Source organism: Capnocytophaga endodontalis (assembly GCF_002209445.1).
In the GTDB taxonomy this organism is placed as follows: Bacteria; Bacteroidota; Bacteroidia; order Flavobacteriales; family Flavobacteriaceae; genus Capnocytophaga; species Capnocytophaga periodontitidis.
This window is the reverse complement of the sequence record NZ_CP022022.1, coordinates 2969551-2985500: the sequence shown is the minus strand read 5'-3', so window position 1 is coordinate 2985500 and position 15950 is coordinate 2969551. Positions and strand designations below refer to the sequence as shown.

The 15950-nt window shown below is 34.6% G+C and carries 18 protein-coding genes and 2 pseudogenes; 1 reads left to right on the top strand and 19 read right to left on the bottom strand.

The window, feature by feature from the left end:
• Positions 1 to 3: 3 nt before the first annotated feature.
• The 17 genes and pseudogenes from CBG49_RS13440 to CBG49_RS13355 form a co-directional block, all read right to left on the bottom strand.
• Complete coding sequence (locus CBG49_RS13440) at positions 4 to 399, bottom strand: hypothetical protein (RefSeq protein WP_088594873.1); 396 nt, start codon at positions 397 to 399, stop codon at positions 4 to 6.
• Between the two features lie 725 nt (positions 400 to 1124).
• Positions 1125 to 1310 (bottom strand): annotated as a pseudogene (locus CBG49_RS16180) (DUF3828 domain-containing protein); the annotation flags it as partial.
• A gap of 474 nt (positions 1311 to 1784) precedes the next feature.
• Entirely contained in the window at positions 1785 to 2264 is a 480-nt protein-coding gene (locus CBG49_RS13425; RefSeq protein WP_088594870.1) for a hypothetical protein, read from the bottom strand.
• A gap of 352 nt (positions 2265 to 2616) precedes the next feature.
• Positions 2617 to 3507 (bottom strand): hypothetical protein, encoded by an 891-nt coding sequence (locus CBG49_RS16415; protein WP_088594869.1) that lies wholly within the window; start codon positions 3505 to 3507, stop codon positions 2617 to 2619.
• Between the two features lie 9 nt (positions 3508 to 3516).
• Positions 3517 to 4035, bottom strand: coding sequence for a YqhG/Tai3 family protein (locus CBG49_RS13415; protein WP_088594868.1), 519 nt, complete (start codon positions 4033 to 4035; stop codon positions 3517 to 3519).
• Positions 4036 to 4044: 9 nt separating this feature from the next.
• Positions 4045 to 4563, bottom strand: coding sequence for a DUF3828 domain-containing protein (locus CBG49_RS13410; protein WP_088594867.1), 519 nt, complete (start codon positions 4561 to 4563; stop codon positions 4045 to 4047).
• A gap of 9 nt (positions 4564 to 4572) precedes the next feature.
• Positions 4573 to 5115 carry a YqhG/Tai3 family protein gene (locus tag CBG49_RS13405; RefSeq protein WP_088594866.1) on the bottom strand — a complete coding sequence of 181 codons (543 nt, stop codon included), beginning with the start codon at positions 5113 to 5115 and terminating at the stop codon, positions 4573 to 4575.
• 148 nt (positions 5116 to 5263) lie between these two features.
• Positions 5264 to 5767, bottom strand: a complete 504-nt coding sequence (locus CBG49_RS13400; RefSeq protein WP_088594865.1) for a hypothetical protein — start codon at positions 5765 to 5767, stop codon at positions 5264 to 5266.
• A 761-nt stretch (positions 5768 to 6528) separates the two neighbouring features.
• Positions 6529 to 6756 (bottom strand): annotated as a pseudogene (locus tag CBG49_RS15800) (IS1595 family transposase); the annotation flags it as partial.
• A 72-nt stretch (positions 6757 to 6828) separates the two neighbouring features.
• Positions 6829 to 7053: a nucleotidyl transferase AbiEii/AbiGii toxin family protein gene (locus tag CBG49_RS13390; RefSeq protein ID WP_227002900.1), complete on the bottom strand. Its 225-nt coding sequence runs from the start codon at positions 7051 to 7053 to the stop codon at positions 6829 to 6831.
• Positions 7054 to 7060: 7 nt separating this feature from the next.
• On the bottom strand, positions 7061 to 7372 hold the full coding sequence (locus CBG49_RS13385; RefSeq protein ID WP_088594864.1) for a DUF6922 domain-containing protein: 312 nt from the start codon (positions 7370 to 7372) through the stop codon (positions 7061 to 7063).
• Between the two features lie 12 nt (positions 7373 to 7384).
• Positions 7385 to 8152, bottom strand: coding sequence for a nucleoside triphosphate pyrophosphohydrolase (mazG, locus tag CBG49_RS13380; protein ID WP_002680700.1), 768 nt, complete (start codon positions 8150 to 8152; stop codon positions 7385 to 7387).
• On the bottom strand, positions 8149 to 9363 hold the full coding sequence (locus CBG49_RS13375; protein WP_088594863.1) for an ROK family transcriptional regulator: 1215 nt from the start codon (positions 9361 to 9363) through the stop codon (positions 8149 to 8151). The genes mazG and CBG49_RS13375 overlap by 4 nt, the downstream gene beginning before the upstream one ends.
• A 173-nt stretch (positions 9364 to 9536) precedes the next feature.
• Entirely contained in the window at positions 9537 to 10781 is a 1245-nt protein-coding gene (locus tag CBG49_RS13370; protein ID WP_088594862.1) for a BaiN/RdsA family NAD(P)/FAD-dependent oxidoreductase, read from the bottom strand.
• 22 nt (positions 10782 to 10803) lie between these two features.
• Positions 10804 to 11238, bottom strand: coding sequence for a PepSY-like domain-containing protein (locus CBG49_RS13365; protein ID WP_088594861.1), 435 nt, complete (start codon positions 11236 to 11238; stop codon positions 10804 to 10806).
• A gap of 77 nt (positions 11239 to 11315) precedes the next feature.
• Positions 11316 to 11744, bottom strand: a complete 429-nt coding sequence (locus CBG49_RS13360) for a PepSY-like domain-containing protein (RefSeq protein ID WP_088594860.1) — start codon at positions 11742 to 11744, stop codon at positions 11316 to 11318.
• 2 nt (positions 11745 to 11746) lie between these two features.
• Positions 11747 to 12193, bottom strand: a complete 447-nt coding sequence (locus CBG49_RS13355; RefSeq protein ID WP_009750877.1) for a PepSY-like domain-containing protein — start codon at positions 12191 to 12193, stop codon at positions 11747 to 11749.
• 136 nt (positions 12194 to 12329) lie between these two features.
• On the opposite strand from CBG49_RS13355, the gene CBG49_RS13350 reads away from it, so the two are divergent.
• Positions 12330 to 13712 (top strand): DUF5723 family protein, encoded by a 1383-nt coding sequence (locus CBG49_RS13350; RefSeq protein ID WP_088594859.1) that lies wholly within the window; start codon positions 12330 to 12332, stop codon positions 13710 to 13712.
• Positions 13713 to 13810: 98 nt separating this feature from the next.
• Here CBG49_RS13350 and groL read toward each other — a convergent pair whose 3' ends face one another.
• Positions 13811 to 15445, bottom strand: a complete 1635-nt coding sequence (groL, locus tag CBG49_RS13345) for a chaperonin GroEL (protein ID WP_088594858.1) — start codon at positions 15443 to 15445, stop codon at positions 13811 to 13813.
• A 26-nt stretch (positions 15446 to 15471) separates the two neighbouring features.
• The gene (locus CBG49_RS13340) at positions 15472 to 15750 is read right to left on the bottom strand and encodes a co-chaperone GroES (RefSeq protein ID WP_088594857.1); all 279 of its coding nucleotides are present in this window, start codon (positions 15748 to 15750) and stop codon (positions 15472 to 15474) included.
• Positions 15751 to 15950: the final 200 nt, after the last annotated feature.

The following is a 15950-nucleotide window of genomic DNA, read 5'->3' as shown; positions in this document are numbered from 1 at the left end:
GCATTAATAAATATATCTATTATTCATTATTTCACCCCATTCATATAATTTAGGGTCATCTTCATATTGAGACTCTTCTCCTATGTATATATTGACAGTTCCTGAAATAGTATCAATCTTTTTGATTTTTAATAAATACCAATCCATAGACAATCTATCTATTAAAATACTATCTTTAATTTCAATAGAGTAAAGAGTATCTATTAATATATTATTATTTTCTTCTAATAAACGATAAAAGAGTTTGTTTAAGATTTTTTTATTATTTATTGAGGTTTTATCATCAAATTTTAAACTTGAAATGTCATCTGTAGGAAAATCTATTTTAGTGTTACTATTAACACATTCACAAGAACTCACTGTCCCTATTAAAAATAAACTAATAAGTAATAATTTCATATCTTGTTTTATTTATTGTTTGCAAAGGTAAGGGTTTTTATTTAAGGTTTATAGTCTTCCCAGCCATATTTATAATATTTTTCATTAGGCATAAATTCCGCAGCACCTATATCTAAATCTCCTGAGCAAGGGATGCGATGAGCCCCCCAATTAGCTACTTTTTTAACACCTGTTTTATAACTTGTCCAAGTACCTATAAATTGATTGTTATTGTAATCATCGGAGAAATTATTAATTGTATCATAGGAAAAAACACCTTTATTATTAACATACCATCTTAATAAAACCTTTCCTTCAAAAACACCAGTAGCTGATAATTTCTCATCTTCTCTAAAATGATAATCTGCAATGATAATTCCTTGTGATTTTACTATTCCATCCATCTCTCCTTCTTCCCCAGTAGAAATATACTTAAAAAAATAAATTTGTCTTATTTGAATTTTTCCTTCAAAAAGTCTTGTATTCTTTCCTACTATAGTTTTCCCTTTTGCTAAGTAAATACTATCATTTATTTCTGATTTAGATATTTTTAAAAATTTAACATCCATTCTTCTTTTAATCTTTGAATCTATAAAACCTAAATAACGAATAGGTTTAAAGAAAATAAAACCTATATTGATGTTTTTTAAATTTAGTTTCCCCTCCATAAAATTTTTTTCTTTTGCGGGAAATTCATTTTTAATAAAACTGTCAAAATCACAATGTTCTTGTGCATTAGATATTAATGTAGCTTCATCAGTTTCTTCTTTAGGAGCTTGAATTGGTGCAATTGTATCCTTATTTACTATTGTATCTCTTTTGATAGAGGAAATAGTAGCTGTACTATCATCGAAAGATGACACTTGGGTGTTGTTATTGTTACAAGAAAATAACAATAAGCACGCTGAAATAAAATAATAAATCTTTACCATCTGAATATTTTAAAAAATAATATCATCAATAATATACTTGTCTTTTTCATAAATAGTATATTGCAGAAAATCAGCTATTTCACCTTTGGAGTCAATACATACGCGTATGGTATCACCTACGCTTATTTTTTTGATTTCATTGCCTTTTTCATCAATAAAATAGGTTCTGGTAATCTCTCCAGTTGATTTCTTTCCACTCTTATCAAATCCAAAGCTGGCTTTGTTGTAGTGGATAGTAACATCAGTCTGAAAGAGATGCGAGGCAAAACGGCTGTAAATCTCTTTGGAAAACCAACGCTCGCCGAGGTTAAAGTCGAGTTCTTCAAAGGCGATAGGCTGTGGGGTTACCTCACGCAGGGCTTGCAGAGAGGCAAGCGTTTCCGCCTGCTCAGGGTGGTTGGGGTGGTTTTCAAGAAAGGCAACAAGGGCGTTTTCCTTTTCAACAACATTGCCTGAGAGCCAACGCTCAGCAATCTAAGATTTTTTTCTATTTTCAAAATCAAAATACCAATTCCATTTCTCTGGACAGTAATGTCTTAATAGATATGATTTCTTTTCTTCTTCACTAATAGAGCTATAAAATTTATACCATAGTTCTATATAACTTTCAGGATACCCACCTAACTGCCAAAAAGGTCCATATCCATATTCAGTAGTGTCAGGAAATACTTCCCAAGGGGCAAGAGGCTCTTTATCCTTAAATTTTTCAAATCTAATTTTAAAAGTATTTAAACAACTTTCTTCTTTGAATTTCACACAGGTATCATAAAGATATGGAGTAACTTCATTAAAACCAACCCAATCGAAAGGAATTTCTTTTTCTTGGAAAAAAGTAGTTAAATTTTTAATAGATACTATATTTAGTTGTGTTCTTATCTTTTCAGGTAAAAAAAAACGTAATTCATACTGGTAAGGGGATTTAAATAAAGTTCTTAAAAAAGTAAATATTTTCATAGTCAACTAATTTTCATCTATATGGTCGGCTACTTTATCAGAGAAAAAATAGCCCAAAAATCCCCCCGCTGGCGCAAGCTTGTAGCTTGTGTCCAATTCACAATTCAAAATTCTCTCCCCGTCCTATTCGCCCCATTTGTCCCACTTGTCGCACCCGTCCTACAAGTCCCATAATCGCCCGTGTGGCTCACACCCTCTGCTGGCGCAAGCTTGTAGCTCGTGCCTAGTATAATAAGAGTGTGTCCTGCTGCTTAGCTTCATTCCGTCTATCCAATTTACAGGATAATGGGTGAGTAGGTTGTTCATTGTTCTATCTTGTTTGTTTGTTTTGCAAAGGTAAAGGGTTTTTTATTTAAGGTTTATAGTCTTCCCAACCATATTTTCTATATTCAGGAGCAGGAGAAAATTCAGCTGCACCCCAATCTAAGTCTCCTGAGCAAGGGATACGACAAACACCCCAATTAGCTACTTTTTTAACTCCTGTCTTATAACTTGTCCAAGTCCCTACAAATTGGTTATTTCTATAGTCATCTGAATATTCATCAATATCATCATATAAAAACACTCCTTTATTGTTAATATACCATCTTAATAAAACCTTTCCTTCAAAAACACCAGTAGCTGATAATTTCTTATCTTCTCTAAAGTAATAATCAGCAATAATAATTCCTTGTGATTTTATTTTCCCCACCATATCATCATCTAATCCTGTAGAATGCTCTGCAAAAAAATATATATGTTTGATTTTTATATCTCCTTCAAACAATCTTACATTTTTACCAACTTTTGTTTTCCCTTTTGCTATATAAAGACTATCATTTGTTGTTGATTTTTCTATTTTTAGAAAATTAATCTCTAATCTTCTTTTAATCTTTATATCAATAAACCCAATATAAGGAATAACCCCATAAGGAAAAGATGGTTTAGAGAGCATTGAACTTATATTAATGTTCCTTAAATCAAGTCTTCCTTTGCTACCAAAACCGCCATTTAAATAGCCAATCTCTTCCTTAATAAAACTGTCAAAATCACAATGTTCTTGTGCATTAGATATTAATGTAGCTTCATCAGTTTCTTCTTTAGGCACTTGAATTGGTGCAATTGTATCTTTTTCTACTATGGTATCTCTTTTGATAGAGGAAATAGTATCTCTAATATCATCAGAAGATGATACTTGGGTATTGCAATTGTTACAAGAAAATAACAATAAACACGCTGAAATAAAATAATAAATTTTTACCATCTGAATATTTTAAAATATAATATCATCAATGATGTACCTGTCTTTCTTTTTAGCAACTTTTAATTGTATGCTATCATATCTGTTATCATAAAAGTTAAAAAGATACACATTATATCTTTTTGAATTTATCTTCTTTACCTTAATAGAGTCCAACCATTCTATGAAAACATCTTGGGCATCTACAATAAAATCCATATCTCTATCTTCAGTAGGTTTTATTTTTTTTATCAATTTATTTGATAAATATCTTTTCTTAATTCTTATCAATTCTTCTTGACAATCATGACAAAGCATTTTATCTTGCAGCCTGATATACTTGTCATAAAATTCTAAAATCATTTTTGTAGCTTCATCAGTTTCTTCTTTAGGCACTTGAATTGGTGCAATTGTATCCTTATTTACTATTGTATCTCTTTTGATAGAGGAAATAGTATCTGTAGTATCATCAAAAGATGACACTTGGGTGTTGCTATTGTTGCAAGAAAACAACAATAAACACGCTGAAATAAAATAATAAATTTTTACCATCTGAATATTTTAAAAAATAATATCATCAATAATATACTTATCCTTCTTCTTAGCTACTTTTAATTGTACGCTATCATATCTATTTAAAAAGAAATCAAAAATATAAACATTATATCTTTTTGAATTTATCTTCTTTACTTTAAGAGAGTCTAACCATTTTAGGTTGGTATCTTGGGCTTTTACAATAGGATCTGAACTTAATTCATCTGAATTTACTTTCCGTATTAATTTACTTGATAGAAACTCCCTTTCTATTTCCCTTAATTCTTCTTCGCAAAACTCCCCACAAGGCATTTTATCTTGCTGTCTGATGTACTTATCATAAAATTCTAAAATCATTTTTGTAGCTTCATCAGTTTCTTCTTTAGGAGCTTGAATTGGTGCAATTGTATCCTTATTTACTATTGTATCTCTTTTGATAGAGGAAATAGTATCTCTAATATCATCAGAAGATGATATTTGGGTATTGCAATTGTTACAAGAAAATAACAATAAACACGCTGAAATAAAATAATAAATTTTTACCATCTGAATATTTTAAAATATAATATCATCAATGATGTACCTGTCCTTCTTCTTAGCTACTTTTAATTGTATGCTATCATCATATCTGTTTTCATAAAAGTCAAAAAGATACACATTATATCTTTTTGAATTTATCTTCTTTACCTTAATAGAGTCTAACCATTCTATGTAAATATCTTGGGCATTTAGAATAAAATCCATATCTCTATCTTCAGTAGGTTTTATTTTTTTTATCAATTTATTTGATAAATAGTTTTTCTTAATTCTTATTAATTCATCTTCACATTTTTTTTCTTCTTCATATGAATCAGAGCACAGTATTTTATCTTGTTGCCTGATGTACTTATCATAAAATTCCAAAATCATTTTTGTAGCTTCATCAGTTTCTTCTTTAGGCACTTGAATTGGTGCAATTGTATCTTTTTCTACTATGGTATCTCTTTTGATAGAGGAAATAGTAGCTGTACTATCATCGAAAGATGATACTTGGGTATTGCAATTGTTACAAGAAAACAACAATAAACACGCTGAAATAAAATAATAAATCTTTACCATCTGAATATTTTAAAATTAACTTCTCTTTTTTCTTCTTTTCTCTTTTTATAATCATTTTCATAAGCAGTTCCAAGCCAGAAACGTCTTTGCACAAAATCTGACACCTATTTCTCTCCAATAAGTTTTATTTGTGTTAGGATATACGGACTTATTCATTGAAAAAAATGTCAATAATTTTATCATCTATTTGTATTTCTATAGGATATAACTCTTTTGTCTTTCCGCCCTGTTTGTATAAAATCAATGTCCAAGGATTGTCTTTGGATACCTGAATTATTTTTTCCCCTATTTTTAGGATTTCGCCTATTTTTATGTTTATTGTATCTATTCTTTTTTCTAATGCAAGATCGCTTGCCATTGTCATATAAAAAGTAGCATCGTCTACCGTTGTATAGAAATCATCATCTTTTGACACATTCTTTAGGCTATCAAGGTAAAATAAGGTTGGTTCCACAAAGATAACATAATTCTTATCCTTTATTTCCCTTGTAATCCTCACATCGGTTATTTCTTGTACATAATCTGCTTCCTCAATGGTATCTATATCATTTTCAATATAGTTATTTTCTTGGGTATTGTGATTCTTGCAAGCAAATAATAGTAATAATATTACTATAGGGACTAATCTTGTTTTATTTGTATATGGTAACATCTGTTTTCTTTTAAAATTTTTGAGGTATCTATTTAGCTACATACTAATTGACTTAGGGAAACGTTACTTGATGTATTATCTTATGTAATGTAGGAAAATTCTTCCCATTATTACTAAGTCTGTTTTAAAGCGTTCAGTAAACTCTAAGAGGCTTTGTCCCTTAAATAATTCCATAATACATTAATTTTCAGAGTACAAATAATGAAATTATTTTAACACCTCAATAAAATATTTTTGAAAATAGATATTATTTATTTCAATTATTTTGAAAGAGCAGGTTCAACTACCAACTTATAAATTGAATAATAAAATTAGTAGTTCTGGTGTATAAATTAATAATACTACAAAAGCTAAACATATAAGAATACTTTTCAACAAATATTTTTTCTCTTTTGTAATGCTTGATAAATATATTGATAAAGATAGAAATGTTATCAATGTAATTATGCAAGGAACAATTACAGCAAAAATAAGCAAAAAGGGGATTGTAGTTTCATTCTCAGTATTACATTCTATATAATACGTTTCAGCTATTGATATTACACAAACTATTAATGTAAATATATTCATAAACATAAATGTCTTCTTAGGGATTTTTGTGTCGAATGTTATCGCATACCCTGCAAGGCAACTTATCAGTACAGTATATTGTAAAACAATCATATTCTATTCAATTTTATATGAATACTCATCTATTTCAAAATTCCCCTCTTCACAAGATCTCATAATTTGATCCCATAAATTCTTATTGAGGTGTCAAGTTAATGGCATATTAACAGAGGTTGGAAAATAGGTTTTCTTTCAAGTATTCTTTTTATTAAACTGTTAAAGATAGTCTCTTTGCTTTGTGAGCGATTAATTCTAAAACTGTATTCCGCTAAATATCGGTCTATGTTAAATTCTGATACCCAAGAATATATACCTCGTATCCGAGACTTTACTTGATGTATTACCTTATGTAATGTAGGAAAATTCTTCCCATTATTACTAAGTCTGTTTTAAAGCGTTCAGTAAACTCTAAGAGGCTTTGTCCTTTGAATAATTCCATAATACATTAATTTTCAGAGTGCAAATGTATGAAAATACTTTGACGCCTCAATACTATTTAAATAAACACTATCTCCAAAGATATTTTTAATCTCTCCAAAAAGAGCAGTATTAGCATCTTTACTTGAATTTTTGTTGTATCTAAAGATGTCTAGGTCAACTGAAATACGATGCTCATATCGAAAAGCTAAATTAGTACCTCCCACTAAACAATAATCAGAGAGAAGTTCTAACTCCATCAGTTTTCTAAGCAGTTTTTTTTGAGGCTCTTCTATGGCTTTGCTGTCTTTTAGTAACATAATTATAAATATATCTGTAATAATTTCTACATACAGCATCAACTTCAGGAGAGCGTTCTACTGCTTTTAGAATATCATCTAGAGAAAAAAGACTTTCGATGAAATGTATTTCCTTATCAGTGCCACGCATTAGGGTGCGAGCAATCATAAAGTACTTGTTTTTTTTTAAGCTAAGATCTTCAAAGCGGCAGTCCCAAAATACACGGGGATGAATATTGGCTTTGAACTCTTTGTCTAAGGTGTCTAAATCTGTGGTCATAGTTTTGTTGTTTTATAGGTTTTTAGCTTCTTGCCAATAGGTCTCCATTTCTTGCAAGGTCATATCTTTGAGCGATTTGCCTTGTGCCGTAGCTTTTTCTTCTAAGTACTGAAAGCGTGCAATAAACTTGCGATTGGTGCGCTCTAAGGCATCTTCGGGGTTTACCTTTAAAAAACGGGCATAGTTGATAAGACTAAACAGCACATCGCCAAACTCACTTTCTATATTGCTTTGCTTTTGAGCTTTTACTTCGGCGTGTAGCTCATCTATTTCTTCTTTTATTTTTGCAAAAACATCGTCGATATTGTCCCAATCAAAACCTACACCAGCAGCTTTATCTTGTATGCGAGTGGCTTTCACTAAGGCAGGCAGACTCTTGGGTACACCACCCAAAACGCTTTTGTTGCCCTCTTTGAGTTTTATTTTTTCCCAATTGCGCTTTACATCTTCCTCGTTGTTTACCTGCACATCGCCGTAAATGTGGGGGTGTCGCTCAATGAGTTTTTCGCATACGCCATTGGCTACATCGGCGATATTGAAACTGTTGGTTTCACTGCCTATTTTGGCATAGAAAACGATATGCAAGAGCAAGTCGCCTAATTCTTTTTTTACTTCTTGGAGGTCGTTGCTAAGGATAGCATCGCCTAATTCGTAAGTTTCCTCAATAGTGAGATGGCGCAAACTCTGCATTGTTTGCTTTTTGTCCCACGGACATTTAGCGCGTAGGTCGTCCATTATGTTGAGGAGTCGCTCGAAAGCTACTAATCGTTCGTCTTTCATATCAATCCGATGAATTTACTTCGGGCGAGGAGGCTGGCGCCTAAAAGTCCTGCTTTTTCACCCAATTTAGATACTTTAATAGTGGAATCTTTACTTACTAAGTTTAATGAATATTTTCTAATGGCACTTCGCAAGGGTAGCATTAGGTAGTCGCCGGCGTAGGCGAGTGTTCCTCCAATAACAACCAATTCGGGGTTGAAAAGGTTGATGAGCCCCGCAATATGTTTGCCTAAAGAGTTTCCTATTTCTTCAATCAGCTCAATGGCGAGCATATCTTCTTGTAGGGCAACCTCTATGATGTCGTTCAAACTTACGGGTGCTTTGGGGTCGTATCCGTTTTTTTGAGTAAGCAAAGAGGAGTGTCCGCTGTGCAGTTTTTCCAAGAACTTGCGGTGTAAGGCTAAGCCAGAAGCTTCTGTTTCTAAACAACCTTTTTTACCACAATGGCAGAGTATTTCGTTGCCAAAGGCTGGAATATGTCCAAACTCTCCTGAAAATCCTGACTTTCCATAGTATAGCTGTCCGCCTACGATAATGCCGAGCCCTAAGCCCCAACTAACGTTTACATACAAGATGTTTTTCTCGCCGTTTACACATCCTTTGATATATTCACCGTAAGTCATTGCACGAGAATCATTGTCGATAGAAACATTGATATTCAGTTCATTCTCAAACATTTCGGTAAGAGGGCGTTCATCGAAATAGAAACTGCTATAACTATGCCCCGTGAGGGTGTTTACACGTCCGGAGATATTGATACCCATACTGAGGATTTTGTGTTTGGGTACTTTTGATTTGTGAATAAATTGATTGATGATTTCACAGAGTCTTTGAAATCGTTCTTGAGGCTGAGATTCGGTGAAAGGAATAGAGAGTTCTTCACTGATGAGTTCACCTTTGAAGTCGGTGACACCTATATTTACGTGAGAATGGCATATATCTATCCCGATGAAGTAGCCAGAGCTTTGGTTGAGCCCATAGATATTGGGGCGACGACCTCCAGAGGTTTCTATTTTACCAAAATCCATTACGATGCCGTCGTCAATGAGTTCACCTACCATTTTGGTAACGGTGGGCACGCTGAGATCTAATTCTTTACCAAGGTCGGCAAGAGTGTTGTCGCCATTGTTGATGTAGTAGCAAATGATATCCTTTTTAAGGGAAGCACTGCGAATGCCTGCTTTTATATCATCTAAAAATTTAAGTCCCATAATTTGCTATTTTATTATATATTAATTACGATGGCAAAGTTAAGGATATTTTTTTGAATTGAAGCAAGAATTAGAGATTATTTTTTTGTGTTGAGAATTGATTATAAGTTAATTTTACTTTGCAAAAGTCTTTAAACTTTGATAAAGTTTGTGATACAAAGATGATTTTGAGTCTATTTACTGTTTTTTACTACAAAATTTTCAGCGATGATATAGCCTCCCGTCCAAGCGTTTTGAAAGTTGAAGCCTCCTGTAATAGCATCGATATCGAGTACTTCGCCAGCTAAGTAAAGATGAGGGTGCAGCTTGCTCTCATAGGTTTTGAAGTTGATTTCGGAGAGTTTTACCCCTCCAGCCGTTACAAATTCTTCTTTGAAAGTAGCTTTACCTTCTATAGGAAAACGGCATTGGGTAAGTATTTCGGCAAGATGGCGCAGTTGCGATTTGTTGAGCTCTGCCCATAGTTGTGTAGGAGCAATACCAGCGCTATCTAAAAGGGAATTCCACAAGCGTTTAGGGAGTTCAAACAATGTGAAATTTTGCATCGTTTTGCGTCCGTTTTGTTGTTTGCAATCTTGTAAAAAGAGAAGCGTTTCGTCGTAAGTAAGTGTCTCGCTGTTGTGAGCAGTGAAGTTCACTTCCATCAGGCATTGGTAGTTACATTCTGCTAATATGCGAGCTCCCCAAGCTGAGGCGCGCAACACCGCAGGGCCACTAAAACCATTGTGTGTGAAGAGCAGTGGAGCGGTTTCGGTGATTTTGAGCGATTTACCTCCTTGGCTAAACAAGTGTACTGTAGCATTTACTGCAATTCCTGAGAGCTCTTTTGCCCATTGAGTAGAAGTGTTAAAAGTGAAAAGTGAGGGAACAGGGGGGATAATTGTATGCCCTAAAGAAGCTAACAGTTGCCATATTTTAGGGTTGCTGCCCGTGCTAATTACCAAATTACGAGCCTTATAGGTTGAGTTAGATGTAGTGATTTCCCAACTTTCGGAAGTAGGGGAAAGGGCTTGTACGTTCTGTTGAGTGAAGACTTGAATGTGGTGTTTTTTGATTGCGTTGAGAAAGCAGTTTACAACGCTTTCTGAAGAATTAGAAGCGGGAAATACACGACCGTCTGGTTCTGTTTTGAGAGAAACACCGTGTGCTTCAAACCATTCCATAGTATCGCCGCACATAAAGCGGTGAAACGGACTGAGGAGTTCCTTACTGCCTCGCGGATAGTTTTTTACGAGTTCTTGAGGGGTAAAAATAGCATTGGTGAGATTACAACGGCCCCCACCCGAAATTTGCACTTTGTGGAGCACATTTTTACTTTTTTCGAGGATAGCGATTTTAAAATCAGGACGGTTTTCGGCGGTATTAATAGCGGTGAAGAAGCCTGCGGCTCCTCCACCGATAATGATTAGGTCATACATTCAATTAACAATTAATGGGAGATTATTTTACTCCAATAAAATTGAATTTATCGTCGAATTTGAGTTCTTGATCGTCAGTAAGTTCGGCTTCGTATCTCTTTTTGGTGAGATTGCGGGATACTTCTTTGATAGATTCAAAAGGGAAGGTGGCGCGTACGTGAGCCAATATTTTTTCGGGTACTACGTGATCAGGTACTTTGCCGTGACGCGCTTTGAGTTCTTTCCAATCGCCGTTGCCATTGAACTCTATTTCAAGTCCGTCGCGGAAGATAACAGTGTACTCCTCGTCGTTGTAATCAGTATCTTTCCAAACAGAAGCGATATGGTCTACCAGAAAATGTTCACGCACGAAGTTGATAGCATCGGCAGGAAGGTCGTTAAAAGTTACTTTAGAGTCTTGAGCAGATGCAGCGCTAAAGCTAAGTGTAGCAGCGATGAGTAATAAAAAATGTTTCATTTGAGTTGTCTATTTTTTAAGAGTTTAACTGTTTAGTTTTAAGAAAGTCAATAGGGATTGAACAATCAATAGAGAAATTATCTTGCTTTAACAAAATTGAAATTTTCGTCAAAATTAAGTTCTTTTTTATTAGAAAGTTCAGTTTTGTACCCTTTTTTATCGAGATTACGCAATACTTTTCTGACAGACTCAAGAGGGTAATTAGCTTGTATATACCCTAATACTTTTTCAGGAACTAAGAATACTGAAAATTTTTCATTGTTTATTTTAGCTTCTTTCCATTCGCCGTTGTTATTAAACTCGATTTCAGTTCCTTCATTAAAAATAACAGTGTATATGTTGTCATTGGTATTTTTCCATACTGAAGTAATATCATTAGCTAAGGAGCGATTATCTATATAGTTGATAGCTTCAGACGGAAGATCGTTAAAAGTTATTTTTTTGTTTTGAGCAGAGGCTGCACTAAAAGTAAGTGTAGCAACGATGAGTAATAAAAAGTATTTCATATTTAGTCGTCAATTTTTAAGAAATTACCATTTAAGTTAAAGAGAAGTTCTACGTTGTTAGTAAGGTCGATTTCGTATTTGGTACGCCCTTTTTTGATTTCTTTAATCATTGCTTTAGGGAACTTTTTGTGTACGTATTTAGCTATTTTAACAGGAACGATTTTAGGTGATACTTGTCCGTTACGGGCTTTTACTTCTTTCCAGTTGCCATCAGCGTGAAATTCTACTTCAGTGCCGTCGGCAAAAAGTACAGTATATTCTTCTACTTTACCTTTTTCAGTATCTTGCCATACCGAAACGATATCGTTAGCAGAAAAATATTGATTTACAAAAGTTTGTGCGTTGGCAGGCAAGGCGCTGGCAGGCACAAGTCCTTCGTCCTGAGCAGTAGCTATTCCAAAAACTAATAATGAAAAAGCTATTGTTGATAGTGTTTTAAGTGTATTCATCTTTTTTAGAATTAAAATGTTTATGGCGACAAAAGTAGATAAAAATATTAAGAGAGCAAAATGAATTACATTTTTTATTTTTTATTTGATAAAAAGTTGTACATTTGCGCACAAATTTTAATGTTCTTTTTATACAATGAAAAAAGTAATTTTATCAGCTTTGTTTTTAACGACAATAGCGATGGAAGCTCAGCAATCGTTTGCAGGGCTTAGAGAGAGTTATTACTCTGGAGTGATACAAACCACAGCAAATCCTGCTTATATGATTAGCAGTAAGCGCCCTTGGGATGCTAGTTTGTTTTTGGTAAATTTTGGTTTGGCGAATAATGCTATCAAAATGGATACCGACATTACTAAAAGTTTTAATGACTTTACACGTAATGATGCAAATAATCCTTTGCTTAGAGAGCGTATTGATGCTAAAGTAAATGTAGATGTGATGGGGCCTTCACTTTATGTGAAAATCAACGACCAACACACTGTGGGAGTTTTTTCTCGTGTACGTGCATTAGGTAACGTGAGAAACTTTGATGCTAAACTGTTGCAGTCAATCTTTACTGATGCTGAAAAATTAGACTTGGATCAGTCTTATCAGTTAAATTTGAACAACCAAGAAATAGCAGCGCATATTTTTTCAGAAATAGGATTTTCTTGGGCAGGTGAGCTCTATTTTGATGGGCATAATGCTATCAAAGCAGGAGCAAGTTTAAAAATAATACAAGGCTCAGGTAATGTGTATGCAGGTTTTAGAAACTTTGAAGGGGCTACGGCTTCACTTACAGTGGATAGATCTACTAAAAGTACCATACTTAATATTCAGTCTCACAATGGGGTAGTAGAAATACTTAATGGAGGAACAAGTTTAGTAGATACTGATAATATCAATGCGAGCGATTTGTATTTTAAGTCTAAAGCGTCTACTGTAGGATTTGATTTAGGGGCTACTTATGAGTATAAAAAGGATGGATGTCCTCGTTGTCATAACAATTCTCACGATTTGAGAGTAGGGGTTTCTATAATGGATATTGGAAGATTGCAATATACACCTACTAAAGATTCACAACGTTATCGTATGCCAGCTTCTGGTGTAGCTAGCCTCACAATGGATGACTTATCAGAAGAAAAACTAAAAAGTACTTTTGGAGATAACGCTGCAGTTACCGAGAAGATAAAAGTATCTTTACCTACTTCTTTGAACTTGAGTGTAGATTACCGTATAGCGCAACCTTTCTTTGTGAATTTAGCTACCCGTTTCAATCTCACTAATAAAAGCAATGCTTATACAGCGGCTTATGCTAATGAAGTTTCGCTTACACCACGTGTAGAAACAGAGTACTTAGGAGCTTATTTACCTCTTTCGTATAACCAAATTTCAAAAACAAATATCGGTCTCGCTTTGCGTTTAGGCCCTTTTGTAATAGGTTCTAACACTATATTGAGTAATCTTACTAAATCAGCTAAAGATTTGAATTTCTTCTTTGGAGTGAGATTTGGACACAGAGCTTATCAAAGTATTTAATCATTTGATATGAATTATAAAATCGGGGAGAGTTTCACAAGAAACTCTCCCCGATTTTCGTGTTAATAAAATATGATAATAATGCTATGAATTTATAATTACATCATTCCTGGCATTCCGCCGCCCATTGGAGGCATAGCCATTGCTTTATCGTCTTTGATATCAACTAAAGCGCATTCGGTAGTGAGAATCATACCAGCTACTGAAGCAGCGTTTTCAAGGGCAACACGAGTTACCTTTTTAGGGTCGATGATACCAGCTTTGAACATATCGGTATAAGTACCTGTTTTGGCATTGTATCCGTAAGCATCTCTTGAAGCATCGAGTACGCGAGCTACGATTACAGAACCTTCAACACCAGCGTTTTCTACGATAGTGCGCAAAGGAGCTTCCAATGCTTTGAGGATGATTTTAATACCAGTTTCTTCATCGGCGTTAGCAGGTTTAAGTTTTGCTAAAGCGTTTTTAGCACGGAGAAGGGCAATACCACCACCTGCTACGATACCTTCTTCAACGGCTGCACGAGTAGCGTGAAGTGCATCGTCTACGCGGTCTTTTTTCTCTTTCATTTCTACTTCTGAAGCAGCACCTATATATAATACAGCTACTCCACCAGAGAGTTTAGCCAAACGTTCTTGTAGTTTTTCACGATCGTAATCGGAAGTAGTATTTTCGATTTGAGCTTTGATTTGGGCTGCGCGTGCTTTGATATCTTCAGATTTACCAGCTCCATTTACAATGGTAGTGTTATCTTTGTCGATACTTACTCTTTCGGCAGTACCGAGCATATCAATAGTAGCATTTTCAAGAGTAAAGCCTCTTTCTTCAGCGATTACGGTACCACCCGTAAGGATAGCGATATCTTCGAGCATAGCTTTGCGACGGTCGCCAAAACCAGGAGCTTTTACAGCAGCGATGCGAAGAGTACCGCGCAATTTGTTCACTACTAAGGTAGCCAAAGCTTCCCCATCGATATCTTCAGCGATAATCAAAAGTGGTTTACCAGATTGTGCTACAGGCTCTAATACAGGAAGCAAGTCCTTCATAGTGGAGATTTTCTTGTCGTACAACAAGATGTAAGGGCGATCGAGTTCAGCTACCATCTTTTCAGAATCGGTAACGAAGTAAGGAGAGAGGTAACCGCGATCAAACTGCATACCTTCTACTACGTCTACGTAAGTATCAGTACCTTTAGCTTCTTCTACGGTGATAACCCCTTCTTTACCAACTTTCTCGAATGCTTGAGCGATAAGTTCTCCAATAGTATCATCGTTGTTAGCTGAGATAGAAGCTACTTGTCTAATTTTTTCAGAAGAAGAACCTACTTCTTTAGCTTGTTTAGCCAAGTGTTCTACGATTTTTACAACAGCTTTGTCGATACCGCGTTTCAAATCCATTGGGTTAGCGCCAGAAGCTACGTTTTTGAGTCCTTCTTTTACGATGGCTTGAGCCAAAACAGTAGCGGTAGTAGTACCATCACCAGCGAGGTCGTTAGTTTTAGAAGCTACTTCTTTTACCATTTGAGCGCCCATATTTTCGAGAGCGTCTTCTAATTCAATTTCTTTAGCAACGCTCACCCCATCTTTAGTTACTTGAGGAGAACCGAATGATTTGCTAATAATTACGTTACGTCCTTTAGGACCTAAGGTTACTTTTACTGCATTAGCTAATGCATCAACGCCGCGTTTAAGACCTTCGCGAGCGTCTATATCAAATTTAATGTCTTTTGCCATTTTTTTTTAATTTTTAATGTTTAAGATTAGATAACTGCTAATACGTCGTTTTCACGCATAATGAGGTAGTCTTTACCTCCTAATTTGAGTTCAGTACCAGCATATTTGCCATAGAGTACAGTATCACCTACTTTTAGGGTAACAGGGTTGTCTTTAGTACCTGCACCTACGGCTACAACGGTACCTTTTTGAGGTTTTTCTTTTGCAGTATCAGGGATGATAATACCTGATGCAGTAGTAGTTTCGGCCACTGCGGGCTCAATCACTACTCTATCAGCTAAAGGTTTGATATTCAATTTTGCCATTATTGTTTAGTTTTTAATTATTTGTTTACTTAGAAAGTTAGGGATAAGAAGTTAGGTGTTAGAAAACTTTGACAAAGTTTTAAAAACCTTGTCAAAGTTCTGTTTTCAACCTTTTGTTTAGTATTTTAATTCCCTTTATAAAAAATCGAAGAGGATATTTCAGAAAGTGTGCCAATCTGAAATAACTGACTTTTTGTCAG